We start from the raw sequence: 25501 nt of genomic DNA, 5'->3' as shown, positions 1-25501 counted from the left end.
CTCAGGCCACGGCGGTTCGCCGCTCCTTGTCCATGACGGCCAGGCTCGAGGAACGCTCCGCCTGGACCTGCAATTCATCGCCGTCGGCATCCTCCAGGGGCAGGTCGAACCAGAAGGTGGTGCCCGCACCGGGCTCGCTGGCCATGCGGGCCTGGCTGCCGTGTTTCTCGAGAATGCCGCGCACGATGGAGAGTCCCAGCCCGGTGCCGGCCTCGGTGTGGACGGCATTTTCGACCCGGAAAAACCGCTCGAAGATCCGGGCCTGGTCGGCCTCGGAGATGCCGCAGCCGGTGTCGGAGATCTCGACCCGCAGCCGGGGCAGGGGGGAGGTGAGGGCGCAGGAGGGGTGGTCGCCGGCGCTGGCGTCCGGATCCAGCAGGCACTGGTCGGGCCAGGGGTAGGCCCGCAGCAGCAGCTGGCCGCCGCCCTGGGTGAACTTGAGGGCATTGCCCACCAGGTTGTCGAACACCTGCAGCAGCAGATCCCAGTTACCACGCACCCTGGGCAGGTGCTGATCGCCGGTGAAGATCAGGGTGACCCCCTTCTCCTCAGCGTTCAGCCGGTAGGTGCGCAGGGTCTGCTCAATGGCCGGGGCCAGGTCCAACGGCTCCAGCTGCCAGACCCGGTCGGATTCCAGCCGCGACAGGTCGAGCACGTCGGTGACCAGCCGTGACAGCCGGTCGGTCTCGGCGTTGGCGATGCTCAAGAACTCCTTCTGCTCCTCCGCACTGAGCAGGTCGCCCATGTCGTGGAGCGTCTCCACGTAGCTCTTGATGTTGCAGAGGGGGGTGCGCAGCTCGTGGGAGACATTGCTGATGAAGCGGCTCTGGGCCGCATTCAGCTCCACCTCCCGGGTCAGGTCCTGGATGGTCATGGCGATGCCCTTGAGGCTCTCGCCGCTGGCATCCCGCACCGACTGGAGCACGATGCGCAGGGTGCGGGCGGGATCGCCGAAACTGCAGCGCACGTCAGTGTTGTCCCGCTCGCTCAGGATCAGGCTCTCCAGCGGATCGTGCAGTTCCATCGCCAACCGATCGGGCAGTTCGGTGGCCAGTTCACTGCCCTCCAGGTTGCGCCCCTCCCAGCGGAACAGGCGCCGGGCGGTGGGGTTGGCCAGCACGATGTGCCCTTCCGCGTCGAGCAGCACCGCGCCATCGGCCATGGTGGCGATCAGCGACTGCTGCTTCACCTGGGCGGCGGTGAGTTCCTCGATGTTGGCCGCCTTGTAGACCTCCAGCTGGGAGGCCATGGTGTTGAACCCGTTCAGGAGTTCGCCCAGTTCCCCCCCCACCGGCAGGGCGATGCGGGTCTCGAAATTGCCGCCGGCGATCGAGCGCACCCCCCGCAGCAGTTCCTTCACCGGCTGGGTGATGGTGAGGGCGTTGAACACCGAGCCCAGGATCACCAGCACCCAGATGGAGATGAACACCGCCACGGTGACTTCACGGGTGAGGGCGGCACTGGCCAGGAGTGTTTCGTTGGGGTTGATGCCCAGGGCCACCACGCCCAGATAGCGGCCGTCGCTCACCATCGGCACGAACACATCGGTGACCTGGCCGTCCGGCGTGAGGTGCTGGCGGATCAGGGGGTTGTCGGGGCGGCGCTGGATGTCGGCCGGCAGCTCCAGGCGGCGGCTGAGCAACCGTTCACCCATGCCGGTGCTGCCACCCATGGGGATGCCCAGATAGATCACGCCATCGGGATCGGCGAAGAAGATGTAACGGAGGCTGCGGCTGGACTGCCAGAAGCGTTCGGCCACCGAGGCCAGTTCGCGGTCGTTGCCCTCCGCCACCAGGGGGGTGACGTTGGCCGAGAGCAGCAGCCCGAGATCGCGGGCAAAGCGGGTGTCGCTCATGCGGGCATCGCGCTGGATGCCATTGAGCGCCAGAAAGGTGATGCCCGTCATCAGCAGGCTCACCACGAGGGTGGCGACCGCCAGCAGTTTCGTCTGCAGGCTGAATTCGGCCCACCAACGCTGCAGGCGCTCCCTCCAGGTGAGTGTCATGGCCGCACCGGCGGACGCGTCCGCACCTGGTGGCCGATGTCGCGGCGATAGACCATGCCCTCGAAGCCCACCCGCTCCAGGCCGGCATAGGCGCGCTCGAAGGCGGCATCGAAATCCTCGGCCTGGGCCACCACCGCCAGCACCCGCCCGCCCGCCGTGACCACCTGGCCGCCCTCGCCCCGTCGACTGCCGGCGTGAAACAGCTGCAGGTCGGGGTCGTCCGTCAGCTCCCCATGGATCGGATCCCCACGACGCCCCTCGCCGGGATAGCCCTCGGCGGCGGCGATCACGCAGGCACTGCAGCGGGGCACGATCGTCAGGGGCGGGGCCTCCTCGAGGCGGCCGGTGGCACAGGCCAGCAACACCCGGGCCAGCTCAGGGCCAAGCAGGGGCATCAGGGTCTCGCATTCCGGGTCCCCGAAGCGGCAGTTGAACTCGATCACCCGCAGGCCGTCCTCGGTGAGCATCAGGCCGGCGAAGATCACGCCGCGGTAGTCGATGCCCCGGGCCCTCAGGGCCGCCAGGACCGGCTCCAACACCAGCTGACGCACCTGTTCCAGCCCCTCCCCATCCAGCAACCGGGCCGGGGCATAGGCCCCCATGCCACCGGTGTTCGGACCGGTGTCCCCCTCGCCAATGCGTTTGTGGTCCTGGGCCGGGGGCAGCAGCACCATGCTGCGGCCGTCGGTGAGGGCGAACACCGACACCTCCGGGCCGTGCAGGCGCTCCTCCAGCACCAGGGAGGCGGCGGCGGCCGGCTCACCAGGGGCGGCGGTCTGGAAGCGGCCGGCGAACACCTCCTCGATGGCGTCGCGGCACTGCTCAAGGCTGTCGGCCACCGTCACCCCCTTGCCGGCCGCCAGCCCATCGGCCTTCACCACCAGGGGTCGGCCGTGCCGCTCCAGGGCCTCCAGGGCCTCCTGCCGAGACGTTGCCGCCCAGTAGCCCGCCGTGGGCACGCCCGCTTCCCGCATCAGATCCTTGGCCCAGCGCTTGCTGGCCTCCAGCAGGGCCCCATCCGCCCCGGGGCCGAAGACCGCCAGCCCCTCCGAGCGCAATCGATCCGCCAGACCGGCCGCGAGCGGCGCTTCCGGCCCCACCACCACCAGGTCGATGGCCTGCGCATGGCAGGCCGCGGCCAGGGCGCCATGGTCGGTCTCGGCGATGGCCAGCTGGCCGCAGCCCGCCAGGGCCGCGGTGCCGCCGTTGCCAGGGGCCACCAGCACCTGCTCCACCCCCGGGCAGCGCGCCAGGGCCCAGCCCAGGGCGTTCTCGCGGCCACCGCCGCCCACCACCAGGATCCGGGCCGGTACCGGGCCAGCGGAGGAAGCAGCAGTGGGGGTGGGTGAAGCCATGGGCGGAAGAGGGGAGGCAGGACGGGGGGTGGATCGGGGAGGAGAGGTCCCCTAGGTTGAGCGCCGGCACGGGTGCTGCACCGGTTGCCCTCACCTGCCTTGCTGCCACTCCCCTTTGCCATTCTCTCCGACCGCCGCCTCGACCGCTGCCCCGCCCAGCGGATCCGGCCCGACCACCGGCCTTTCCCTGGGCGGGCGGCGGTGGCCCCTGGAGTGGCGTCGGCCGCTCCTGAGGACCCTAGGAGCCCTGGCCCTCCTCGGCCTGTTCACGCCACTGGGGGGTGCGGCGGCCATCCCCACCACCCCTGCGCCGTCGGTGGCACCAGACCAGGCACCCCAGGGTCCTGCCGCAGACGGGGCCGGGGCCGGACCCTCCGGGCCACCGGAGGAAACCGAAAAACCACCACTACTCCTCAGTGATAAAGCCTTCGCCGAGCTGCTGCGCGACGGGGACCTGGAGCAGCTCGATGCGGCCTGTCGCCAGAGCGCCGATGCCGATCTGGGCGAGCGCCTGAGGCAGCTGCAGCAGCGGCTGCTGACACTCCACCCGGCCCCCCAGCCCCTGGAGGTGGTGCTGGCCAACGCCGACGTGCTGCTCAGCTGCCGGGCCCCCAGCGAGGCGATGGACGTGCTCAACCGCTTCGGACCGGCCGCCGGAGCCGAGCGGGTGCAGTGGTTGCAACTCCAGTGGCGCGCCGCCGCGGCGGGGCTGGACCACCGCCGGGCCGCCCTGGCCCTGGAGCGGCTGCGGCAGGAAAGCGGCACCTCCCTCGATGCCATCGCCCTGCCGCTGCTACGCCGGGAGGATGGCACCGTGATCAGCCGCTCGGCCCTGGAACTGCTGGCCCTGCATCTGGAATCACGGGGCTTCCCCAAGGTCGGCGGCGAGCTGCTGGTCCGGGCCCGCCAGGGCGGCCTGGCGGGGGCCCTGCGTCTGCAACAGGCCGTGGGGTTGCTGGCGGAGCTGCCGGCGCCGCAGCGGGAGGCCCTGCTGGAGGCGGCCCTCGACCAGGCGGCGGCGGCGGGGGCCTGGGGCCTGGTGGCCGAACTGCTGGACACCCAGGCCGCCCTGCCCTCGGGGCGGGCCGTGGAGCGCCGCCTGCGGCTCAGTCGCCGCCTCGACGACGCCTACGGGGAATGGCGCTGGCGGCGCGAGGATCCGGCTTCGGCCCCACGCACCCGCCAGTTGGAGATCCAGCTGCGCTCCCCCCGCGACCCCGGCGGCCATGCCGCCGACCTTCCGATACCGGCGACGGAACCGGCCCCGACCACCACTCCCGCCCCATGACCCTGACCCCTGCCACCGGCCCCCTCCTCTACGAAGGCAAAGCGAAGCGGGTGTTCGCCACCGATCAGGTCGACGTGGTGGCCGTGGAATACAAGGACGACGCCACGGCCTTCAATGCCCTCAAGAAGGCCCAGCTGCACGGCAAGGGGTCCCTGAACTGCCGCATCTCCGCCCTCCTGTTCGAGCATCTGGAGCGGCTGGGGGTACCCACCCACTACCTGGGCCTGCACGGGGATCACTGGATGATGGTGCGGCCGGTGCGGGTGGTGCCGGTGGAGGTGGTGGTGCGGAACGTGGCCGCCGGTTCCCTCTGCCGCCAGATGCCGATCCCGGCGGGGACCCCCCTGGATCCGCCGCTTCTCGATCTGTACTACAAGGACGACGCCCTGGGCGATCCCCTGCTCAGCGAAGCGCGGCTGGAGCGGCTCCAGCTGGTGACCTCCACCCAGATGGAGGCCATCAGGGACCTGGCCTTCCGCGTCAACGACGCCCTGCGCCAGCTGTTCGCCGAGGTGGGGCTCGAACTGGTGGATTTCAAGATCGAACTAGGCTTCACCGCCGCCGGCACCCTGGTGGTGGCGGACGAGATCAGCCCCGACACCTGTCGCCTCTGGAACCGGGCGGTGAGCGATGAGGAGGAGCGAATTCTCGACAAGGACCGTTTCCGCCAGGACCTGGGCGGCGTTGTCGAGGCCTACGGGGAGGTCCTCAAACGGGTCCAAGGGGCCTGTCCCGAACCGCGGGTCTACGGGTAAGGTCAGCGGAATTTGCGGCCTGGCCGCTCTGCAGACGACATCCATGATTGGCGTTCGCCTCGGCAGGCCCCACATCCTTCGAAGCGTCACGCCCCGGGCGGCGACCGCCTCCTTGCCCCTGCTCGTGGCCCTGCTGCTGGCCGGCGGCCAGTCCAGGGCGGCCGAGAGTCCCCCCACCAAGCGGGAGGGGCAGGCCCCGGTGCCCGCGTTGGCCCAGGCCGGCGCCGATCCTTTCGCCGCCCCGGCGGACACCACCCCTCCGGCCGGGGCGTCCCCGGCGGCTCCCGCCCCCGCCACCCCAGCCCCGGGCGCCCCCGCCGCCCGCGACGACCGGCCGGGCAAGCCCTCCCTGGGTCCAGCCCCTGCACCGTCGGCCTCGGCCGAACCCCGGGTGCTGATCAGCGAGGTGGTGATCGAAGGTCTGGCAGACCACCCTGAGCGTGAGCGGCTCGAGCTGGCGGCCTACGCCGCCACGGCAGTGACGCCCGGCAATGCGATCACCCGCAGCGAACTGGAAACCGATCTGCAGGCCATTTATGCCACGGGCTGGTTCTCCGACGTCCGGATCCAGCCCCAGGACGGCCCCCTCGGGGTGAGGCTGGTGGTCTCGGTGGTGGCCAACCCGGTACTCACCAAGGTGAGCCTGGACCCCGCCGACGCCAAGGTCCCGCAAACGGTGGTGCAAGACACCTTCGCCGGTGATTACGGCAAGACCCTCAACCTGGTCACCCTGCAGGGCCGCATGCAGGAGCTGCAGAAGTGGTACGCCGATCAGGGCTTCTCCCTGGCCCGCGTCACCGGCCCCTCCCGGGTCGGCCCCGATGGCGATGTGCAGTTGCTGGTGCGCCAGGGCACGGTCAAAGGCGTGGAGGTGCAGTTCCTCAACAAGGAGGGATCGGCCACCAACGACAAGGGCCAGCCGATCAAGGGCAAGACCAAGGCATGGGTCATCACCCGGGAGATCTCCATCAAGACCGGCGAGGTCTTCAACCGCCGCAACCTGGAGGACGACCTCAAGCGCCTCTACGGCACCGGCCTGTTCAGCGACGTCAAGGTGACCCTGCGGCCCGAACCGGAGGATCCCGGCTCCGTGGTGATCGTGCTGGGGGTGGTGGAACAGTCGACCGGTTCCCTCTCCGGTGGCCTGGGCTACAGCCAGAGTCAGGGGGTCTTCGGGCAGATCCAGCTGCAGGACAGCAACCTGCTAGGCCGCGCCTGGGACCTCTCGACAAGCTTCACCTACGGCCAGTTCGGCGGTCTGGCCGACATCTCCTTCAGCGACCCGTGGATCAAGGGGGACCCGTTCCGGACGGCTTTCCGGCTCAAGGCCTTCATCAGCCGGGACGCCCCCCAGGTGTTCCAGAGCCAGAACAACGGCAACATCTTCACCGTCACCGATTTCTACCAGCCCCCCGGCACCCAGGTCTCTTACAACATTGAATCGCTGTTCAACCCCCTCGGGGCTTTCTTCCCTTCGGTGACGGCGGCCCGCATCGCCGCCGAGACCAGAGGCAAGAACCTCAGCTGGTTCAAGTATGACGGCAACAGCGTCCTGATCCAGCGCGTCGGCGCCAACGTCCAGTTCGTGCGGCCGCTCAACGGCGGCAACCCCTTCAAGCGCGCTCCCTGGACCGTGCTGCTGGGTCTGACCGGCCAGGTGGCCACGCCGATGGACTTCTCCGGCACCTCCCGCCGCTTCGGTCTGGCCATCCCAAACGAGTCCACCTCCCTGTTCTCGGCTCCCACCAACTCGATCATCTGCCTGGCCTACAACTGCGCCGCCCGCAACCAGCTGGTGGGCCTGCGGCTGGCGGCAACAATGAGCACCCTCAACGATCCCCGCAACCCCACCAAAGGCAACTTCCTCAGCCTCGGCACCGAACAGTTCATCTCGGTGGGTCCCGATTCCCCCACCTTCAACCGGTTGCGGGGCAGCTTCACCCACTACATCCCGGTCCGCTGGCTGAAGTTCTACAAGGGGTGCCGACCCAAGGCCGGTGAAACCGAAGATTGCAAACAGGCCCTGGCCTTCCAGGTGTCGGCCGGCGCGGTGATCGGCGATCTGCCGCCCTATGAAGCCTTCTGCCTGGGCGGCGGCAACTCGGTGCGCGGTTACTTCGACTGCGATCTCGGCGTGGGCCGCAGCTTCGGCGAGGCCACGATCGAATACCGGTTCCCCCTGTTCAGCGTCGTCAGCGGCGAGCTGTTCGTCGATGGCGGCACCACCTTCGGCAGCCAGACGAACGTGCCCGGCAACCTGGGCGGCCTGCTCAAAAAGCCGGGCTCCGGCTTCTCGATCGGCACCGGCCTGATCGTCACCACCCCGGTCGGCCCACTGCGGCTGGAAGTGGCCAGCCAGGACTTCACCGGCGAGTGGCGCTTCAACCTCGGCGTGGGCTGGAAGTTCTAGTGACCAGCTGGCCCAGCGACTATCGCCAGGCATGGACCCTGGGCTCCTGCGTGGAACGCACCGGAGTCGGGCTGCACAGCGGCGCCGTCTCCCGGGTCCGCCTCGGCCCCTCGGAACGGCCGGGCTACTGGCTGGGCTGGCTGGACGACCCGCAACGGCCCCTGCAGCAACTGGGCCCCTCCCAGGTGAGTGACACCCGCCTCTGCACCTGCCTGCAGCTGGGGGATCGGCGCCTGGCGACGGTGGAGCACCTGCTGGCGGCCCTCGCCGGCACCGGGGTGAGCCAGGCGGAGCTGCTGGTGGACGGGGAGGAGATCCCCCTGCTCGACGGCTCGGGGCTTCCCTGGGTCGAAGCGATCGGTGAGGCGGGGATCTGCAGCCGGGGTGAGCGCCTCGAGCCGCCCCTGCCGGCCCTGCCAGTCACCCTTCAGCAGGGTCAGAGCTTCGTGGTGGCCCTGCCGGCCGACCGGCTGCGCCTGGCGGCGGCCATCGACTTTCCCCAGGCGGCCATCGGCCGCCAGCTCTTTACCCTGGATCTCACCCCGGAGAGCTTTGTGGCGGAGATCGCCCCGGCCCGCACCTTCGGCTTCCAAGAGCAGGTGGAGCAGTTGCTGGCCGCGGGCCTGATCCGCGGCGGTGCCCTCGACAATGCCCTGGTCTGTGACGGCGACGGCTGGGTCAATCCGCCGTTGCGCTTCGCTGATGAACCGGTGCGCCATAAGCTGCTGGATCTGCTGGGAGATCTGGCGTTGGTGGGCCTGCCCAGGGCCCACGTCTTCGCCTACCGCGGTTCCCATGGCCTGCACACCGCCATGGCCGCGGCCCTTGCGGCCCAGGCATCCCGCCTGCCCGTGCCCGTACCGACCCATTGATTCCTTGACCGTTCTTCCTTCCGCCGCTCCTGAGGCCGCCCCGGCAGCCTGCCCCGACGCCGATGCGGCCCGGGCCGTGGTGCTCAGCAGCGAGCAGATCCTCAACCTGCTCCCCCATCGCTACCCCTTCGCCCTGGTGGATCGGGTGGTGGAGTATGTCCCCGGTAAACGGGCGGTGGCGCTCAAGAACGTCACCTTCAACGAACCGCAGTTCCAGGGCCATTTCCCGGGCCGCCCCCTGATGCCTGGCGTCCTGATCGTTGAGGCCATGGCCCAGGTGGGGGGCCTGATCGTCACCCAGATGCCCGATCTGCCCAAGGGCCTGTTCGTCTTCGCGGGCATCGACGGTGTGCGCTTCCGGCGCCCCGTGGTGCCCGGCGACCAGCTTCTGATCACCTGCGAACTGCTCAGCCTGAAGCGCAAACGCTTCGGCAAGGTGCACGCCACCGCCACGGTCGATGGCGAGCGGGTCTGCTCGGGTGAGCTGATGTTCTCGCTCGTGGACTGACGCGATGTCGAGTACTGCCATGACGACATCCGTGCATCCCACGGCCCTGGTCGATCCCCGGGCCCGGTTGGCCCCGGGCGTGGAGATCGGCCCCTATTCCGTCATCGGTCCGGAGGTGGAGATCGGCGAAGGCAGTCGCATCGGCCCCCACGTCGTGATCGACGGGCGGGTGCGGATGGGCAAGGGCAACCGGATCTTCCCGGGGGCCTGCATCGGCCTCGAGCCCCAGGACCTCAAGTACGGCGGTGCCCCCACCGAAGTGGTGATGGGGGATGAGAACACGATCCGGGAGTGCGTGACCATCAACCGCGCCACGGCCGAAGGGGAGAGGACCGTCCTAGGCAACGGCAACCTGCTGATGGCCTACAGCCACATCGGCCACAACTGCCAGCTCTCCGACCGCATCGTGATCGCCAACGGTGTCGCGGTGGCGGGCCACGTGGTCATCGGGGAGCGGGCCGTGATCGGTGGCGTGCTCGGCATCCACCAGTTCGTCCACATCGGCAGTCTGGCGATGGTGGGCGGCATGAGCCGCATCGACCGCGACGTGCCCCCGTTCATGACGGTGGAGGGCCACCCCGGCCGCCTCCGGGGGCTGAACCGCGTCGGGCTGCGACGCAGCGGCGTGGCCCAGCTCGACGATGGCGCCCAGTTCCGCCAGCTGCAGGATCTCTGGACCCTCATCTACCGCAGCGATCTGGTGCTGGCCGCCGCCCTGCGGCAGGCGCGGGAGCGTCCCCTGCTGGCCGCCGCCGATGAGCTGTGTGCCTTTCTGGAGGCCTCGGTGGGGCCGGGCCGGCGCGGACCGCTGCCGGCCCAGCGCTGATGGTGCGACTCCTGGTCAGCACCGGAGAAGTCTCCGGTGATCTGCAGGGATCCCTGCTGGTCAAGGCCCTGCACGAAGAGGCGGCCCGCCGTTCCCTGCCCCTCGATGTGGTGGCCCTCGGGGGCAGTCGGATGGAGCGGGCCGGCGCCCAGCTCCTGGCGGACACCACCAAACTCGGGGCCATCGGCCTGTGGGAACCGATCCCCCTGGTCATTCCCACCCTCAAGCTGCAGGCCAGGGTGCGCCGCTGGCTGCGCCAGCACCCCCCGGATGCGGTGGTGCTGATCGACTACATGGGGGCGAACGTGAACCTGGGGCTGCGCCTGCGGCGGCTCTACCCCACTGTGCCGATCACCTATTACATCGCTCCCCAGGAGTGGGCCTTCCGCCTCGGCGACGGCGGCACCACCCGGTTGATCGGCTTCACCGACCGCATCCTGGCCATCTTCCCGGAGGAGGCCAGCTTCTACGCCGCACGCGGCGCCCAGGTCACCTGGGTGGGCCATCCCCTGATCGACACCCTGCAGCAGCGACCCTCGCGCCAGGAGGCCCGCCAGGGGCTGGGCCTGCCGGCGGAGGCACCGGTGCTGCTGATGCTGCCCGCCTCGCGGCGGCAGGAGCTTCGCTACGTGCTGCCGCCGATGGCCGCTGCGGTGGCCCTGCTGCAGCGGCAACACCCTGACCTGCAGGTGCTGCTTCCCGCCGGCCTGCCGGGGTTTGAGGCGGTCCTGGCAGAGACCATGCGGGCGGCGGGAGCCAAGGCGGTGCGGGTGATCCCGGCCGGTAAGGCCGATGCCCTGCGGCCCCTGCTCTGTGCCGCTGCCGATGCCGCCCTGACCAAATCCGGCACCGCCAACCTGGAACTGGCCCTGCGGGGGGTGCCCCAGGTGACCGGCTACCGAGTGAGCCGGCCGACGGCGTTCCTGGCCAAACATGTGATCCACTTCAACGTGGCCCACATCTCCCCGGTGAACCTGGTGCTGGGGGAACGGCTCGTGCCGGAACTGCTGCAGGATGATTTCAACCCTGACGCCATCCTGGCGGCCCTGCTGCCCCTGTTCGATCCCGCCTCCGGGGCGCGGAAGCGGGTGCAGGAGGGCTACGTTCGGCTGAGGCAGAAGCTGGGGGAGCCGGGCGTCACCCGCCGGGCGGCGACGGCGATCCTCGAACCGTTCTCAGGACACACGCCATGCGACTGATCGCGCTGCTGCTGGGTCTGCTGATGGCCCTGGGGGGCCCGGTGGCTCCAGCCCTGGCGGCCACCGAAGAGGCGGTGCTGGCCGGCGGCTGCTTCTGGTGCCTGGAGCACGATCTGGAGGTCCTCCCCGGCGTCCTGGACGTGGAGAGCGGCTACAGCGGCGGCAAAGGGTCCAACCCCACCTACAAGCAGGTCTCGGCCGGGGGGAGCGGCCATCAGGAGGTGGTCCGGGTGCGCTTCGACAACACCGAGATCCGCTACGACACGCTGCTGCGGGCCTACTGGCGCAACATCGATCCCCTCGACGGCGGCGGACAGTTCTGCGACCGCGGCGATTCCTACCGGCCCGTGATCTTCACCACCAGCGCCAACCAGGCCGTGGAGGCCCGCAACAGCCTCGTGGCGGCGGCCCGGGAGCTGGGCAAGCCGGCGACAGCCATCAAGGTGGCGATCCGCCCCCTGGCGAAGTTCTGGCCGGCGGAGGGCTATCACCAGAACTACGCCAAGCGCAATGGCGTCCGGTACAACTATTACCGCTGGTCCTGTGGGCGCGACCGACGCCTGGACACGGTCTGGGGCCGACGGGCCCGCAGCAGTCAGCGCTGGCAGGGCAGCTGAGCCGAACCCGACCGGATGATGCAGACACGGTGCTTTTGCACCCTGTCGCGACCCCGAAGAATGCCTTAGCGTTCGGCACACGACCGGAGGGCCTCTGTATGTATCTGCTGACCATCCGTGACGGTCTGCAGACGCGCCATATCGGGCCCTACACGAGCCCCAGGCAGGCGTCCGACGACCTCGACAAGCTGCAGGCCAGCTTTGGTGAGAAGGCCACCTGGCAGATCCATCGCCTTGAATCTCCCGCCGAACTGCACGTCCCCGTGAGCGGCAGGGGCGACACCGAGCCGGTGGCGGTCTGAGCCTCAGGCCCGGGGCGGGGTGCGGGGATAGCCGCGCAGCAAACCGCTCTCGACCATCAGACCGACGCCCGCATTGATCAGGATCAATCCCAGGGCGCCGTACCAGACCCAGGGACCGGCCTCCGGCAGCGACTGCCCATGATCTGCCGCTGCCGCCAGGGCCGACCAGGTCTGGATGCCCTTGCGGATCACCCCCTCCCCGAACAGGCAGAGGCCGGCGGGGAGCAGGAGCACACCGAGCTGGGCCTTCACGTACCAGCGGATCTTGTGAACGGCCATGGGGCGATGCGTTGTCTGGTCTGGCGGCAAACCTAGGCCGCAACCTTCAGCCGCCTGATCCGGGGGGGGGGCCGGTATTGATGGGATCAGCTGGCGGCACCCGCCAGCAGCCAGGCCACCAGGGTGCGCACCCCGAAGCCGGTGGCCCCGGCCGGATCCACCCCGCGGGCTTTGTCGCTCCAGACGGTGCCGGCGATGTCGAGATGGGCCCAGGGCAGCCCCTTGGTGACGAAGTCCTGCAGGAAGAGGGCGGCGGTGATCGAACCCCCCGGCCGCGGCCCGGTGTTCTTCAGGTCGGCGATGGGGCTCTTGAGCCCCTTCTTGTAGGAGGGGCGCAGGGGCATGCGCCAGAACGCCTCCCCGCCGGCGTTGCCGGCGCTGAGCAGGGCCTCGGCCAGGCCGTCGCTGGGGGACCAGAGCCCGGCGATCTCCTCGCCGAGGGCGATCACGCAGGCGCCGGTGAGGGTGGCGAGATCGACGATGGCATCCGGCTCCAGGCCGCAGGCATAGACGAGGGCATCGGCCAGGGTGAGCCGCCCCTCGGCATCGGTGTTGTTGATCTCGATGGTCTTGCCGTTGGAGGCGGTGAGCACATCACCCGGATGGATGGCGCCACCGCTGATCATGTTTTCGCAGCTGGCCACGATCACGTGCACCTCCAGCCCGGCAGGCCGGATTTCGGCGATGGCACGGGCGGCCCCCAGCACCGCGGCACTGCCGCCCATGTCGTACTTCATCATCTCGATCTGGGAGCCGGCCGTCTTGAGGTTGTAGCCACCGGAATCGAAGGTGAGCCCCTTGCCCACCAGCACCACCCGCCGCGTCACCGCCCCGGTGGGCCGGTAGGTGAGATGGATGAACTTGGGGGGCAGATCCGAGCCCTGGGCCACCCCCAGGTAGGCCCCCATGCCGAGCGCCTCACAATCGTCCCGCTCCAGCACCTTGAGCTCGAGGCCGAAGGCGGCGGCAATGGCGGCGGCCTCATCAGCCAGGGACTGGGGGGTCGCCTTGTTGGGAGGTGCCGCCACCAGCCGCCGGGCCAGTTCCACGCCGCTGCAGATGGCCGCCACATGGGCCAGGCCGGACTCGGCCCCTGCCACCACTCCGAGCAGGCTCACCCGGGAGGGAAGGGACGGGGGTTCCGCCTCGCTTTTGAAGCGTTGGTCGGCATAGAGCCCGAGCCGCACCGCTTCGGCCATGGCGGCGGCGGCCGACGCCGGCTCCAGACCCTCGACCGGAAGCCAGAGGCCGAGCTCCACGGCGCCGGCAGTGGCGGCGGCACGGGCCGCTTCGGCACCGGCCTGGCGCAGGGCCTCGAGGCCGAAGTCGGCCGGATCCCCCAGGCCCAGCAGGATCAGGCTGGCCGGGGAGCCACCCGGCCGCTCCAGGGTGATGCTCTGGCCGGACTTGCCCTCGAAACGGCGGCGCTGCAGCAAGGCTTCGAACCCCTCGCCCACCAGCTCTTCGGCCAGGGCCCGACCGCTGCCTGCGGCGGGGGCGAACAGCCCCACCACCAGGGTGTCACCCGTCCAGGCCTCCTTCAGAGCACCAGGGACGGCAGGGGTGACGGCAAGACAGCGAAACTCCATGGACCCAGCGCAGGCGGCCCGTGATCGTAGCCAGCTCAGCCCTGGAGATCAGGCGGGATCGGCCGTGAACGGCGTGGCCCAGCGCTCCCGGGTCTCCTTGTTGAACGGGGGCAGCCAGCGCCGGATCAGGGCCTGCTCCAGGGCCCGGCGCGGGGACACCGCCGCCGGCACGTCGCTCCAGAAGCGGATGCTCGGCCGCGCCTCCAACCCCACCCGGGCCAGAGCTTCGCCGTAGGCCGCCAGGTATCCCTTGCAGTCGTGGTCGCCCTTCCAGCGCTGGTCTGCCCTCCCCGTCTCGCCGACGTAGAGCAGCAACGGCACAGGCAGCCCCGCTGGACGGTCCATCACCAGGTAGAGGGCCGCCCCTCGCTGGGGGAGCCTGGGCCAGCGCCAGAACGAGAGGCTCTGGGGACTGAGGCTGAGGGGATCGAAGCGGCGCGCCACCGCGTCGGGATCGCCGGGGTCAGCCGCCATCGGCAAGAGCTGCCCCTGCAACAGGGCGGCGGCCCCACCGGCCGTGGCCGTGGCGAAGAGCGGCCCCTGGTGCTCGGCCAGCCGGCCCTGCCAGGTGAGCAGTTGCTCCCGCAGCAGGGGGAGTTCAGGAAGCGGCGTGGCGCCGGCCGCTCCTGCCTCAGCGGCGGCCGCGGCCGTGAACAGGTCCCCCTGGCGGCTCATGGGGCCGGGCTCCGGGACGGCGGCAGCACCGGTCCAGGGGCGGTGGCATAGCGGAACCGGCCGATCCAGCGTTCGGCCTGATCGGCGGGCAGCTGCAGCCGCTGCTGCAGATCGGCCAGGTCCCGGAAGGGCTCGCGGGCCCTCTCCTGCAACAGCCGCCGGCAGCGCTCCGGCCCCAGGCCGAGACGCTCCCGCAGCAGGCCTTCAGAGGCCTGGTTGATCGCCAGGGGCACCGGCGCCCGGGCAGATGCCGGCTCCCCTTGCCGCGCGAACCGAAGCACCGGCAGCCAGATCAGCACCTGCCCGGGGGGGACCTGCAGCGCCGCGGCCAGCTCCCCGGGGCCGCGCCACTGGATACCGTCGCGCTGCATGGCGATCAGCCGATCCACCAGATCGGGCCGGCAACCCGGCAACCGCAGCCAGTCGGCCGCGGCGGCCACGTTGACCTCAAGCGTCCAACCCAGGGCGGCCGCGTGACGCACCTCAGCGGCATCGCGCAGCCGCAGGTCGGGGTTGTGGGCCAGTTTGAGGGCGAGCAGCTCCCGCTCCACCGCCTCGTCGGCAGCTGCCGCTGGAGGCGGGGGGAGCTGCCCGGTGGCCACCAGCAGCTTCCGGGCCAGGGGATCCAGCCAGTGGCGCCCTGCCATCGAGGCCCACCTGCATGCACGTCGAGCCTGAAGCTAGCGGGTGCCTCCTGTCCGGGGCCAGTCGACCAGGCCCAGCTGCAGGCCGGTGACCACCGCCTGGATGCGACCGCTGACCCGGAGCTTGAGGAGCACGTTCCGCACGTGGGTCTTCACCGTGTCGACCGACACCATCAGCTCCCCGGCGATCTCGGGATTGCTCAGGCCCCGCACCACCCGGTCGAGCACCTGCCGTTCACGGGCACTGAGCCGCTCGTGCCCGGCGGCGGGCTCCTGGCCGGCGCGGTAGGCGCCGACCAGGGAATGGTCCAGGTACAACCCGCCGCCGAGCACGGCGTGCAGGGCCTGCAGCCCGGAACCGTGCAGCAGCCGCGACTCCGGCACGATGGCGTCGCAACCGGCGCGCAGGGCCGCCTGGATCAGGGCCTGCTGGTGCTCCTGGGACACCACCAGCAGGGTGCGGACCTCGGGATGGCGGCGCTTGACCTGCACCACCAGGTCGACGCCGCAGCCTCCCTCCAGGCGGTCGCTGACCAGGAGCAGGCTGGGTTGGTGCCGGCGCACCAGGGCCAGCCCCTCGGCGGCGGTGGTGGCGGCACCCAGGATCCGGGCGGGTGTGCCCATCAGCAGGGCCACCTGGGCCCGGCTGCCCAGGCAGAGCACCAGCCGGACCCCTTTCAGCAGAGCCAGTCCCTGGCGAACATCGTCACGCACCTGGGGCAGCAGGGGGGTGAGGTCCACGGGAACAGGGGGCTCGGTCGCCCCAGCGGATGGAGATCCATCTTCAACAGATGCTGCGCGTCCATTCGGTAGCGGCCATGGCGATACGTGGATCCGCACTCCCCAGGAGCCCGCGGCCTCTGCAGAATCGACCTCTCAAGCAGACCGGAGCCAACCTCCCCATGGCTTTCTTCGAGTCCGAGATCGTCCAGGACGAGGCGAAACGGCTGTTCACCGATTACCAGCAGCTGATGCAGCTGGGCAGCGAGTACGGCAAGTTCGACCGCGAAGGCAAGAAGCTGTACATCGAACGGATGGAGCAGATGATGGAGCGCTACCAGGTGTTCATGAAGCGCTTCGAATTGTCCGAGGACTTCCAGGCCAAGCTCACCGTCGAACAGCTGCGCACCCAGCTCGGCCAGTTCGGCCTCACCCCGGAACAGATGTTCGAGCAGATGACCCTCACCCTGGAGCGCATGAAGAGCCAACTGGAAGCCGCCGGCTGACCCCCCGTGAAGGATGTCGTCGTTGTCGGAGCGGGGCTGGCGGGGCTGGTGGCGGCGCGGCAGCTGCGCCGGTCCGGCCTGTCGGTGGGGGTGATCGAGGCGGCGCCTTCGGTGGGGGGCCGCATGGTGCGCACCCCCCTGGCCTTGGAGGAAGCCCGGACGCCGGCCTGGGTCGACCTGGGCGGTCAGTGGGTGGGGCCCAGCCATTCCCGTTTTCTGGCCCTGCTCGACGCCCACGGTCTGCGCCGTTTCCCCTCCCCCCACGGCGGTGAAACCGTCCTCTGCTTCGGCTCCCATCGCTGCACCTTCAGCGGCTTCTTCCAGGGGTTCCCGGAGGGGCAGCCGCCGTCGGTCCCCAGCCGGGACTGGGACGATGCCATGGCGGCCCTGAAACAGTTCCAGGAGCTGGTGGCGTCCCTGCCCGAGGGCCATCCCCATCACCATCCCGATGCCGCCGCCCTCGACCGGCTGAGCTTCCAGGACTGGATCGAGGCCCACACCCACACCCCCTTCGCCGCCTGGTACTTCGCCTATTTCTGCCGGGCCGTCGGTTTTCTCGGGCCGGCGGAGCCGGATCAGGTGTCGTTGCTGCACGTGGCCTGGGGGCAGCGCACGGCGTCCCAGGGGGACCACCCCGAGGAGGAACTGATCCATGGCGGCGCCGGCCAACTGCCGACGTTGCTGGCCGAAGGCCTGGGGGATGCCCTGGTGCTCGGTGAGCCCGTGCGGGCCATCCAGCAGCCCGAGGGCGAGGCGGCTGTCGCGGTGATCACCGATCGCGCCAGCCACCGCTGCCGGGCCGTGATCGTGGCCATGCCGCCGGCACTGGCGGGCGCCATCCGCTTCACGCCGGCGTTGCCGGCCGACCGGGTCGCCCTGCAGGAGGGGATGGCCATGGGGAACTGCACCAAGGTGCTGATCGCCTACGGACGGCCCTGGTGGCGGGAGTCGGGGCTCTCCGGCATCGCCATCGGCGATCGCCCCTGGGTGGAGCTGTGCGCCGACAGCTCCGACCCGGAGACGGGTCTGGGGGTGATCGCCGCCTTCGTGGTGGGTCGCCGCCGCGAGCGCTGGGCGGCCCTGGGGCCGGAGCAGCGGCGGGCAGCGGTCCTCGAAGATCTGGCCGCCTACTTCGGCCCGATGGCCCTGGAGCCGCTGGAGTATGTGGAGAAGAACTGGCCCGAGGAGCCCTTCGTCGGTGGCGCCTTCGCCGCCTGGATGCCCCCCGGGCTGTGGACCCGCAGCGGCGACGCCCTGCTGCGGCCCCATGGCCGGGTGTTCTGGGCCGGCACGGAGGTGGCGGAGCGCTGGCCCGGTTTCTTCGAGGGTGCCGTGGACAGTGGCGAGAGGGCCGCGGCCGCCGCGGCCGCCGTGGTCGCCCTGCTGGGCTGATCAACCACAGCACCATGGCTGCCTACCATCGCCCCAGGCAGGCGGCTGGCGTAGATGGGCGAAGCAATCCCGGCGAAGCAGACGGAGCCACCGGCCCTGCCGCCCCTCCCCGAAGCCCTGGCCAGGGGCATCGCCGACCTGTTTCCCGCCGGTCGGGATCCCGACCCTGACCAGCGCCTGGAGGCCAGGCTGGCGGAGTCGGCGCACCAGGGGCGGCCGCTGCGGGTGAAGCTGGGCATCGACCCCACCGGCAGCGACATCCACCTCGGCCACAGCCTTCTGTTCCGCAAGCTGCGGGCCTTCCAGAACGCCGGCCATACGGCCGTGCTGATCATCGGCGACTTCACGGCCCGCATCGGCGATCCCACCGGCAAGAGCAGCACCCGGGTGCAGCTCGACGCGGCGGCAGTGGAGGCCAATGCCGCCACCTACCTGGCCCAGCTGGGCCAGGGCCAGCCCCCCGAGCGCGCCCTGCTCGATTTCGACACCCCCGGCCGGCTGGAGGTGCGGCGCAACTCCGAGTGGCTCAAGGGCCTGAATCTGCCGCAGGTGATCGAGCTGCTGGGCATCAGCACCGTGGGCCAGATGCTGGCCAAGGAGGACTTCGCCAACCGCTACGGCTCGGGAACCTCGATCAGCCTGCACGAGTTCCTCTACCCCCTGCTGCAGGGGTACGACTCGGTGGCGATCCAGGCCGACCTCGAACTGGGCGGCACCGACCAGAAGTTCAACGTGGCGATGGGGCGCGACATGCAGCGCCATTTCGGCCAGCGGCCCCAGTTCGGCCTGCTGCTGCCGATCCTGCCGGGCCTCGACGGGGTGCAGAAGATGAGCAAGAGCCTGGGCAACACGGTGGGGTTGCTGGAGGACCCCCTCTCGATGTATTCCAAGCTCGAGAAAGTGCCGGACGCGGTGGTGGAGGACTACCTCACCCTGCTCACCGACCTGGACACGGCGACGTTGCCCAGCGGACCCCGGGAGCGGCAGAAGGCGATGGCGCTGGAGGTGACCGCGAGCCGCCATGGGCGCGACGCGGCGCTGCAGGCCCAGGCCGATGCGGCCGCTCTGGTGGCTGCCGGGCTGTCCGGAGCGGGGGCAGGGGCCGGACTCCAGGCGGACAGCGTGCCGGAGGCCTCCCTGGCGGGACTGGCCTTCCCGTTGAAGGCCTTCTATCTGCTCAGCGCCCTGCAGGTGTGCGCCAGCAGCAGCGAAGGGCGGCGCCAGATCCAGGGGGGCGGCGTGAAGCTGGACGGCGAGAAGCTGAGCGACCCCAACCAGGAATTCAGCAGCCCCGAGCAACTGGCCGGCAAGGTGCTGCAGCTGGGCCGGAAAACCTTCCGCAGGCTGGTGGCCTGATGGCGGACGCCGAACGCCCCGCCACGGCCTTGGAGCCCACCCTTGACCCGGCAGAGCGGATCATCCTGGCCCTCGACCGCGGCACGGCCGAGGAGGCCCTGGCACTGGCGGCGGCGGTCCCGGAGCTGCGTTGGGTGAAGGTGGGCCTGGAGCTGTTCACCGCCGCCGGGCCAGGGGTGGTGCGGGAGCTGCGGCAGCAGGGCCTGCGGGTGTTCCTGGACCTCAAGTTCCACGACATCCCCGCCACCATGGCCGGAGCCTGCCGCAGTGCCGCCCGCCTGGGCGCCGAGCTGATCACGGTGCACGCCTGCGCCGGGGGCGAGGCCCTCGCCGCCGCCCAGGCCGCGGCTGTGGAGGGGGCCGCCAGTGAGGGCCTCGGCGCGCCCACCCTGCTGGCGGTGACCGTGCTGACCAGCTGGGATCCCGACCGCTTCCAGCAGGAACTGGCCATCTCCACACCCCTGGCCGCCTACGCGACCCAGCTGGCCGCGATGGCCGCCGCGGCGGGCCTCACCGGAGCGGTGTGCTCCCCCTGGGAGGTGGCCAGCCTGCGGGCCGCCCACCCCCAGCCCTTCTCTCTGGTGACCCCCGGTATTCGCCCCGCCGGCAGCGCCGCGGCCGATCAAAAGCGGGTGATGACGCCAGCGGCGGCGGTGGCGGCGGGTGCCAGCCAGCTGGTGATCGGTCGACCGATCAGCGGCGCCACCGATCCGGCGGCGGCCTTTGCGGCCTGCTGCGAGGAACTCCGGGACGGGCCGCTCTGAGCGGTCTCAGAAACTTCGCCGTCTTATGGACACAGGCTGGCCGGGAGGCTCCATCGCGGCATCGTTTCGAACCACGAAAAACCCCCGCTCCGATGGCGGAGCGGGGGTAGGCGGAGCAAGGGCTGGAGACGGATCGGACCAGCCCAGAGGCGGCCTCAGCCGACGAACTCGCGGCTGGGGGCGGAGACACCGGCGGGGGCGGTGCCCTTCAGGTAGGCCAGCATCGTGTCGGCGTCGGAGCACTCGAAGGGGTCGGTGGGGCAGTTGTCCTCGAGCCCGGGCTCCACGAACATCTTCTCGATGGTGCCGTCGTTGACGAGCATCGAGTAGCGCCAGGAGCGCGCACCGAAGCCGAGGTTGTCCTTCTCGACGAGCATGCCCATCTTGCGGCTGAACTCACCGTTGCCATCGGGCAGCAGGAACACCTTGTCGGCGCCCACCTGCTTGCCCCACTGGAACATCACAAAGGCGTCGTTGACGGACACGCAGACGATGCTGTCGACACCCTGGCCCTTGAACTCCTCGAACAGGGCCTCGTAACGGGGCAGGTGGTTGGAGGAGCAGGTGGGGGTGAAGGCGCCGGGGAGGGAGAACACCACGACCTTCTTGCCCTTGAAGATGTCGTCGGTGGTCAGGTCCTGCCAGCGGAAGGGGTTGGGGCCGGGCACGGATTCATCGCGCACACGGGTCTTGAAGACGACGCTGGGGACCTTTTCGATGGCAGCCATGTGAATCTGTGAAGAACGACTTGACGACGCGCCGCCCGGAGCAGCGATCGCATGGAGCTTAACTCGTATTCGGTCCGCCTTAGGGTGGAAACCGGCTGAGTGTTTGTGCTCATCGCCGCCCCCGGGCCACCCCGTCGACCGCCCTACAGTCCGGTCCGCCTGCCCCCGGCCCTCGCCCCAGCCATGTCCCTCTCGATGTACGAGGCGGCCGTTCCGCCCCTGGCCCGCAGCCTGACCAACCTCAGCGGCATCCTGGCCAAGGCGGCCGCCCACGCCGAAGCCAAGGCGATTGATCCGGCGGCGCTGCTGCAGGCCCGCCTCTACCCCGACATGTTCCCCCTGGTGCGCCAGGTGCAGATCGCCACCGACATCGCCCGCCGCGGCCTGGCCCGGCTGGCCGGGGTGGAGAGCGCCTCGATGGAGGACAACGAAGCCAGCTTCGAAGAGCTGATCGGCCGCATCGAAACAACCCTCGCCAGCCTCGAGGCCTTCTCCCCCGGGCAGATCGACGGCACCGAAGCCAAGCCGATCGAACTGCCGATCCGCGGCGAAACGCTCCACTTCAGTGGCCAGAGCTTCCTGCTGCTCTTCGTGCTGCCCAACGTCTATTTCCACGTCACCACCGCTTACGCCATCCTGCGCCACAACGGCGTGGAGCTGGGCAAGCGGGATTTCCTCGGCGAACCATGAGGCGCCTTCAGGCCAGCGGCCGCCGCAGGGCCGCCGGATCGAGGCCCTCCCGCAGGGCCAGCACGATCCCGGCCGCTTCCGCATAGCTGGCGGCCGGGATCACCGGCAGCCCCAGGGCTTCGCCGCTGACCTCAAGCAAGCAGGGATTGCCTTCCACGGCGATCACGGGCACGCCCCGCTCGGCGCAGGCCAGCACCGCCTCACCCCCCAGGGCTCCCGCCGGCGCCACCACCGCCCCGAGATCGGTGCCGTGCAGCAGCCCGTTGCCGCTGGCCGGCTCGGGCCGCAGCGAGGGGGCCCGGCTCAGGCCCACCAGCACGCAGGGCAGGAAGGTGTGGCCCAGCTCCTCCGCCGCCGCCCGCGGATCCAGCCCTGGGTCGGGCGGCAGCGGCGCCAGGGCGGGGGCATGGGCGCAGGGCACCCCGAGGTGGCGCACCAGCAGGTGGCTGATCACGGCTTCCGCCCCGGCCAGGGCGTCCACCCCGGTGCCGTGGCGGTAGGCCGCCAGGGCGTCGCTGCCGGGATCCTCGGGGAAGCGGGCCACCACGGCGATGGCCGTGGCCCCGGCAGCCAGCAGCGCTTCACCGGCCCGCAGCAGCGCATCCGGCCGGCCCATGGTGCCCCAGCTGCTGCCGCTGGGGCCGATCGACAGGCTCACCTCCAGGGGCCCATCGCTGCTGAGCACCGGGCCGATCGTCAGCCCCAGGCTGGCGCGGCAGGCGTCGATCACCTGGCGGTGGCGCAGCAGCAGCTCCGCTTCGATGCCCGCATCCAGCAGCACGCCCACCCGCTGGCTGGGCACCGGAGAGAGGGCCAGCTCACCGGCGGCGAAGCGGTCGAGGCTCCAGCCCTCCACGTAATGGAGGCGCCGGTCGCTCCAGTAGAGGGTGGCGGCGTTCATCACGTTGGGGTGGGTGATCAGGCAGCCGCTGGCCGCCGCCAGCAGCCGGGCCGCCGGCAGGCCGTCGCCGGCGAAGCCACCCACGGCGCAGCCCACCCCGGTGGGGATCACCAGCAGGGTGGGCAGGGGCGGAACCGCCGCGCTCAAGGGCCGGGGACCGGCGCCGGGCCCACCACGATCCCCTCCAGCCGCAGGCCGCGGACGGGATCCACCGCCGTGATCGCCCAGCGCAGGGGCTCGGCGCCCTCACCGGCCAGGCGGCGGGCCTCCTTCACCAGCGCCTGACGCAGCTGGGGAAGCCGGGGGCCGGGGGCGGGGCGCACCCACAGCTCCAGCGGCACCAGGGAACTCACTTCTGGAACTGACCGAACTGGGCCTCGTAGAGGGCGTCCTCCTGGCCGGCCAGCAGGTCGAGATCGGAGCGGGGATAGGAGACGCACAGAAGGGCATAGCCCTTGGCCTGAAGTTCGGCCTTCACGCCCATGGCATCGGGCTGGTGCACCGTGCCGCTGCGCAGCAGGGCGGCGCAGGTGGTGCACACCCCCGAGCAGCAGGAGCTGGGCAGGGGCACCCCGGCGGCCTCGGCGGCGCCCAGCACCGTCTGGTCGCTGCGGCAGGAAAAAATGTGGGTGACGCCATCCAGGTTGGCGCTGATCTGAAAGACGTTCGGCTCTGCGGTGGTCGCTGGTGTGGTCTCAGGCACGGGGGATGGGGGTCCGGGAGGGCGGCGGTGGCAGGGGCGGCTCAGGCTCCCGACGCGTTGCCATCCTCCCCGATCGCCAACCAGCGGCCGGGATGGGGGGCGAGGTACTCACCCGGATGGGGCGCCGCCTCCGGGGCCGTGAGAACGAAGTCGATGCTGAGGGAAAAGCGGGTGTCGTCGGGGTCGTCGTTGGGCAGCACCGCATGGTCGACCGAGGCGGGGAACAGCAGCAGCAGGCCGGCCCGGGGCGCCACGTCGTGCCAGGGCTGGTTGAGGGCCGCCGTGGCGTCGATCGGACCGTCCTGGCCCACCGCCAGGCCCGGCACCAGCTCATTCACCTGCCGGGGGGCGAACAGGCGCAGGCAACCGCAGCGGCCACTGCCGTCGCCATTGAGGTAATAGATGGCGCTGAGGTGGGCGTTGGGGTGGTGGTGGCGCCCCACCTGCTCACCGACGTCGCTGAGAACCGGCCAGCTGCGCTGCACATGCAGCGCCACGCGCCGGCGATCGAACCCCAGCCCGGCCAGGTACGGCCAGGCATGGTCCGACAGCCGGCTGATCAGGGGGGCGAACAGGAGATCACGGTGCAGCTCCCCGGCGCCACGCACATCGCCGGTCCAGGCGACGCCCTCCTCGCTGGGGACCTGCTCCCGCAGGGCCAGGGCCCTCTGCAGCAACAGGGCCGTGTCGAGGGGGTCGGGCGCCAGCTGCACCCGGCCCAGGGCCATCGGGAACAGGGGCTGGATCGCAAGGCTGGCGGGGACGGCAGGGTCGGCCATGGGCGGGGGCGTCGAGAGGAGGCGGCGAAGGGACGCGGCAAGAGGACGATCCTGCCGGCGCGCCGGAGCGCCGGAGACGACCGGGCCAGGGAATGCTGGCGAAAGGGTCCGCCGCCGAGCCATCCAGCCACCCCCGAGCCCACGACGAGCGCCGCGCCTGCTGGAGAAGCTGCGGGAGGAACTGGCCGTGCGCCACTACGCCCGCCGCACCGCCGGGACCTACGAGCAGTGGGTGCGGCGGTTCCTGCGCTTCCACGGTCTGCGGCCGCCCCGGGAGATGGGGCAGGAGGAGATCAATGCGTTCCTCACCCACCTGGCGGTGGAGGAAAGGGTGAGCGCCTCCAGCCAGACCCAGGCCCTCTCGGCGCTGCTATTCCTCTATCGCCACGTGCTGGGGAAGGATCCCGGCGACCTGACGGGGGTGGTGCGGGCCCGGGTGCGGCGGCGAATGCCGGTGGTGATGACGCCGGCGGAGGTGCAGCAGGTGCTGGGCCAGCTGGAGGGCACCACGGCCCTGGTGGCGAGGCTGCTCTACGGGAGCGGAATGCGGCTCATGGAAGCCTTGCGGCTGCGGGTGCAAGATCTCGACTTCGGCCACCGGCAGATCACGGTGCGCAGCGGCAAGGGCGACAAGGACCGCCTCACCCTGATGCCGGAGCGGCTGGTGGCACCACTGGAAGCGCACCTGGAGGGGGTGCGGCAGGTGCATGGCGCCGATCTCGCCGCCGGCTGGGGGAGGGTGGTACTTCCCCATGCCCTGGAGCGAAAGTATCCAAATGCCGCCATGGAATGGGGCTGGCAATGGGTGTTCCCCCAAAGCCGTCGCTGGCGTGATCCAACCAATGGCAGGGAGGGACGGCATCACCTGGACCCGTCGATCGTGCAGAAGGAGGTGCGAAGGGCTGTGCAGGCCGCAGCGATCCCCAAACGGGTGAGCTGCCACACCTTCCGCCATTCATTTGCCACCCACCTACTGGAGAGAGGCGCCGACATCCGCACCATTCAGGAGTTGCTCGGCCACAACGACGTGCGCACCACGATGATCTACACGCATGTGCTCAACCGAGGCCCATGCGGCGTGCGCAGCCCCGCCGACCTGCTGTGAGCTGGACGGAGCTGCCGTGAGCTGCGCCAATCCGCCAACAGGGAGGGAGGGCGTGCGTGCATCACCGGAACCGCAATGTGCGCAAGCCACCGGACAGCACACCCAAGAATGCCTCCAGGACAGGGGATTTCAGCGACACCCCCGGCAACTTCCGGCTAAATGGGCGGCAGAGAGTCACCCCGCTTCAGATGAACGGGCAAAGTTCGGCGCCACCAAAGGCGCCTACCATTGCCGCAGGGCTTGGCTTGGGTGCATAACGGAAGCGCGATGCAAGCAGATCAACGAGCACGGATGCCGAGGAACCCAGACGGGAAGGAGCCCGCTCCGATGGCCGGCCCAGAATGCCTCTGCATAGGCGGCGATCTGAGAGGCCCTGGGTGGGCATCACGGAACCACCCATTTAGTAGTTGGACCGACCAGTAGCTGGGCCCTCGTACCAGTCCGCTGCTAAGCCGCTACACTGGCTTGAGGAGGTGGCTTCAATGTCTAGACAATTTGATGTAGTAGTCGAAAAGGATTCAGAAGGGTTCTTC

The 25501-nt window shown here is 70.3% G+C and carries 27 protein-coding genes; 15 read left to right on the top strand and 12 right to left on the bottom strand.

Annotation, left to right across the window (positions count from 1 at the left end):
- Position 1 precedes the first annotated feature (1 nt).
- Both KBZ12_RS09220 and purD read right to left on the bottom strand, forming a co-directional pair.
- Entirely contained in the window at positions 2-2005 is a 2004-nt protein-coding gene (locus tag KBZ12_RS09220) for an ATP-binding protein (RefSeq protein WP_254957635.1), read from the bottom strand.
- The gene (purD, locus tag KBZ12_RS09215; protein WP_254957634.1) at positions 2002-3360 is read right to left on the bottom strand and encodes a phosphoribosylamine--glycine ligase; all 1359 of its coding nucleotides are present in this window, start codon (positions 3358-3360) and stop codon (positions 2002-2004) included. Before purD ends, KBZ12_RS09220 begins: the two co-directional genes overlap by 4 nt.
- Before the next feature lie 115 nt (positions 3361-3475).
- On the opposite strand from purD, the gene KBZ12_RS09210 reads away from it, so the two are divergent.
- The 9 genes from KBZ12_RS09210 to KBZ12_RS09170 all read left to right on the top strand — a co-directional run bounded on the left by KBZ12_RS09210 (position 3476) and on the right by KBZ12_RS09170 (position 12137).
- On the top strand, positions 3476-4648 hold the full coding sequence (locus KBZ12_RS09210; RefSeq protein ID WP_254957633.1) for a hypothetical protein: 1173 nt from the start codon (positions 3476-3478) through the stop codon (positions 4646-4648).
- Between the two features lie 2 nt (positions 4649-4650).
- On the top strand, positions 4651-5403 hold the full coding sequence (gene purC, locus KBZ12_RS09205) for a phosphoribosylaminoimidazolesuccinocarboxamide synthase (protein WP_254957729.1): 753 nt from the start codon (positions 4651-4653) through the stop codon (positions 5401-5403).
- Between the two features lie 43 nt (positions 5404-5446).
- The gene (locus tag KBZ12_RS09200; protein WP_254957632.1) at positions 5447-7813 is read left to right on the top strand and encodes a BamA/TamA family outer membrane protein; all 2367 of its coding nucleotides are present in this window, start codon (positions 5447-5449) and stop codon (positions 7811-7813) included.
- A complete protein-coding gene (lpxC, locus tag KBZ12_RS09195; RefSeq protein WP_254957630.1) occupies positions 7813-8685 on the top strand; it encodes a UDP-3-O-acyl-N-acetylglucosamine deacetylase in 873 nt (290 codons plus the stop codon). Before KBZ12_RS09200 ends, lpxC begins: the two co-directional genes overlap by 1 nt.
- Positions 8686-8764: 79 nt before the next feature.
- Positions 8765-9193: a 3-hydroxyacyl-ACP dehydratase FabZ gene (gene fabZ, locus KBZ12_RS09190; protein WP_254944405.1), complete on the top strand. Its 429-nt coding sequence runs from the start codon at positions 8765-8767 to the stop codon at positions 9191-9193.
- Positions 9194-9212: 19 nt separating this feature from the next.
- Positions 9213-10019 carry an acyl-ACP--UDP-N-acetylglucosamine O-acyltransferase gene (gene lpxA / locus KBZ12_RS09185; RefSeq protein ID WP_254957629.1) on the top strand — a complete coding sequence of 269 codons (807 nt, stop codon included), beginning with the start codon at positions 9213-9215 and terminating at the stop codon, positions 10017-10019.
- Entirely contained in the window at positions 10019-11218 is a 1200-nt protein-coding gene (lpxB, locus tag KBZ12_RS09180; protein WP_254957628.1) for a lipid-A-disaccharide synthase, read from the top strand. Before lpxA ends, lpxB begins: the two co-directional genes overlap by 1 nt.
- Entirely contained in the window at positions 11209-11835 is a 627-nt protein-coding gene (gene msrA / locus KBZ12_RS09175) for a peptide-methionine (S)-S-oxide reductase MsrA (RefSeq protein ID WP_254957627.1), read from the top strand. The genes lpxB and msrA overlap by 10 nt, the downstream gene beginning before the upstream one ends.
- A 98-nt stretch (positions 11836-11933) precedes the next feature.
- On the top strand, positions 11934-12137 hold the full coding sequence (locus KBZ12_RS09170) for a hypothetical protein (RefSeq protein ID WP_254957626.1): 204 nt from the start codon (positions 11934-11936) through the stop codon (positions 12135-12137).
- A gap of 3 nt (positions 12138-12140) precedes the next feature.
- Here the strand turns inward: KBZ12_RS09170 and KBZ12_RS09165 are convergent, their stop codons facing one another.
- From KBZ12_RS09165 to KBZ12_RS09145, 5 genes are all read right to left on the bottom strand, one after another.
- Positions 12141-12416 carry a hypothetical protein gene (locus tag KBZ12_RS09165; protein WP_254957625.1) on the bottom strand — a complete coding sequence of 92 codons (276 nt, stop codon included), beginning with the start codon at positions 12414-12416 and terminating at the stop codon, positions 12141-12143.
- Positions 12417-12502: 86 nt separating this feature from the next.
- Positions 12503-14005 carry a leucyl aminopeptidase gene (locus tag KBZ12_RS09160; protein ID WP_254957624.1) on the bottom strand — a complete coding sequence of 501 codons (1503 nt, stop codon included), beginning with the start codon at positions 14003-14005 and terminating at the stop codon, positions 12503-12505.
- A gap of 48 nt (positions 14006-14053) precedes the next feature.
- The gene (locus KBZ12_RS09155) at positions 14054-14680 is read right to left on the bottom strand and encodes a GIY-YIG nuclease family protein (RefSeq protein ID WP_254957623.1); all 627 of its coding nucleotides are present in this window, start codon (positions 14678-14680) and stop codon (positions 14054-14056) included.
- On the bottom strand, positions 14677-15327 hold the full coding sequence (locus KBZ12_RS09150; RefSeq protein WP_254957622.1) for a hypothetical protein: 651 nt from the start codon (positions 15325-15327) through the stop codon (positions 14677-14679). The genes KBZ12_RS09155 and KBZ12_RS09150 overlap by 4 nt, the downstream gene beginning before the upstream one ends.
- Before the next feature lie 33 nt (positions 15328-15360).
- On the bottom strand, positions 15361-16065 hold the full coding sequence (locus KBZ12_RS09145) for a response regulator transcription factor (RefSeq protein ID WP_254957621.1): 705 nt from the start codon (positions 16063-16065) through the stop codon (positions 15361-15363).
- Positions 16066-16226: 161 nt separating this feature from the next.
- Between KBZ12_RS09145 and KBZ12_RS09140 the strand changes: the two genes are divergently transcribed.
- Genes KBZ12_RS09140 through pyrF form a run of 4 tightly spaced genes read left to right on the top strand, consistent with a single transcriptional unit; the run spans position 16227 to position 20062 of the window.
- Complete coding sequence (locus KBZ12_RS09140; protein WP_254957620.1) at positions 16227-16550, top strand: DUF1825 family protein; 324 nt, start codon at positions 16227-16229, stop codon at positions 16548-16550.
- Positions 16551-16556: 6 nt separating this feature from the next.
- Positions 16557-17942: a flavin monoamine oxidase family protein gene (locus KBZ12_RS09135; RefSeq protein ID WP_254957619.1), complete on the top strand. Its 1386-nt coding sequence runs from the start codon at positions 16557-16559 to the stop codon at positions 17940-17942.
- 54 nt (positions 17943-17996) lie between these two features.
- Positions 17997-19298 (top strand): tyrosine--tRNA ligase, encoded by a 1302-nt coding sequence (gene tyrS, locus KBZ12_RS09130; protein WP_254957618.1) that lies wholly within the window; start codon positions 17997-17999, stop codon positions 19296-19298.
- A complete protein-coding gene (pyrF, locus tag KBZ12_RS09125; protein ID WP_254957617.1) occupies positions 19298-20062 on the top strand; it encodes an orotidine-5'-phosphate decarboxylase in 765 nt (254 codons plus the stop codon). The genes tyrS and pyrF overlap by 1 nt, the downstream gene beginning before the upstream one ends.
- A gap of 155 nt (positions 20063-20217) precedes the next feature.
- Here the strand turns inward: pyrF and KBZ12_RS09120 are convergent, their stop codons facing one another.
- Positions 20218-20790: a peroxiredoxin gene (locus KBZ12_RS09120; RefSeq protein ID WP_254957616.1), complete on the bottom strand. Its 573-nt coding sequence runs from the start codon at positions 20788-20790 to the stop codon at positions 20218-20220.
- A 183-nt stretch (positions 20791-20973) separates the two neighbouring features.
- Between KBZ12_RS09120 and KBZ12_RS09115 the strand changes: the two genes are divergently transcribed.
- On the top strand, positions 20974-21480 hold the full coding sequence (locus KBZ12_RS09115; protein ID WP_254957615.1) for a DUF1993 family protein: 507 nt from the start codon (positions 20974-20976) through the stop codon (positions 21478-21480).
- A gap of 7 nt (positions 21481-21487) precedes the next feature.
- Here KBZ12_RS09115 and KBZ12_RS09110 read toward each other — a convergent pair whose 3' ends face one another.
- Genes KBZ12_RS09110 through KBZ12_RS09095 form a run of 4 tightly spaced genes read right to left on the bottom strand, consistent with a single transcriptional unit; the run spans position 21488 to position 23863 of the window.
- The gene (locus KBZ12_RS09110) at positions 21488-22528 is read right to left on the bottom strand and encodes a DUF3326 domain-containing protein (protein WP_254957614.1); all 1041 of its coding nucleotides are present in this window, start codon (positions 22526-22528) and stop codon (positions 21488-21490) included.
- On the bottom strand, positions 22525-22734 hold the full coding sequence (locus KBZ12_RS09105; protein WP_254957613.1) for a hypothetical protein: 210 nt from the start codon (positions 22732-22734) through the stop codon (positions 22525-22527). The genes KBZ12_RS09110 and KBZ12_RS09105 overlap by 4 nt, the downstream gene beginning before the upstream one ends.
- Complete coding sequence (locus tag KBZ12_RS09100) at positions 22731-23084, bottom strand: 2Fe-2S iron-sulfur cluster-binding protein (protein ID WP_315859296.1); 354 nt, start codon at positions 23082-23084, stop codon at positions 22731-22733. Before KBZ12_RS09100 ends, KBZ12_RS09105 begins: the two co-directional genes overlap by 4 nt.
- 41 nt (positions 23085-23125) lie before the next feature.
- Positions 23126-23863 (bottom strand): putative 2OG-Fe(II) oxygenase, encoded by a 738-nt coding sequence (locus tag KBZ12_RS09095; RefSeq protein WP_254957612.1) that lies wholly within the window; start codon positions 23861-23863, stop codon positions 23126-23128.
- Between the two features lie 121 nt (positions 23864-23984).
- On the opposite strand from KBZ12_RS09095, the gene KBZ12_RS09090 reads away from it, so the two are divergent.
- Positions 23985-24968, top strand: coding sequence for an integron integrase (locus KBZ12_RS09090; protein ID WP_254957727.1), 984 nt, complete (start codon positions 23985-23987; stop codon positions 24966-24968).
- Positions 24969-25501 lie beyond the last annotated feature (533 nt).

Source organism: Cyanobium sp. Cruz CV13-4-11 (assembly GCF_024346055.1).
In the GTDB taxonomy this organism is placed as follows: domain Bacteria; phylum Cyanobacteriota; class Cyanobacteriia; order PCC-6307; family Cyanobiaceae; genus Cyanobium.
The sequence above is the reverse complement of the archived record's forward strand: the minus strand, read 5'-3'. Positions and strand labels throughout refer to the sequence as shown.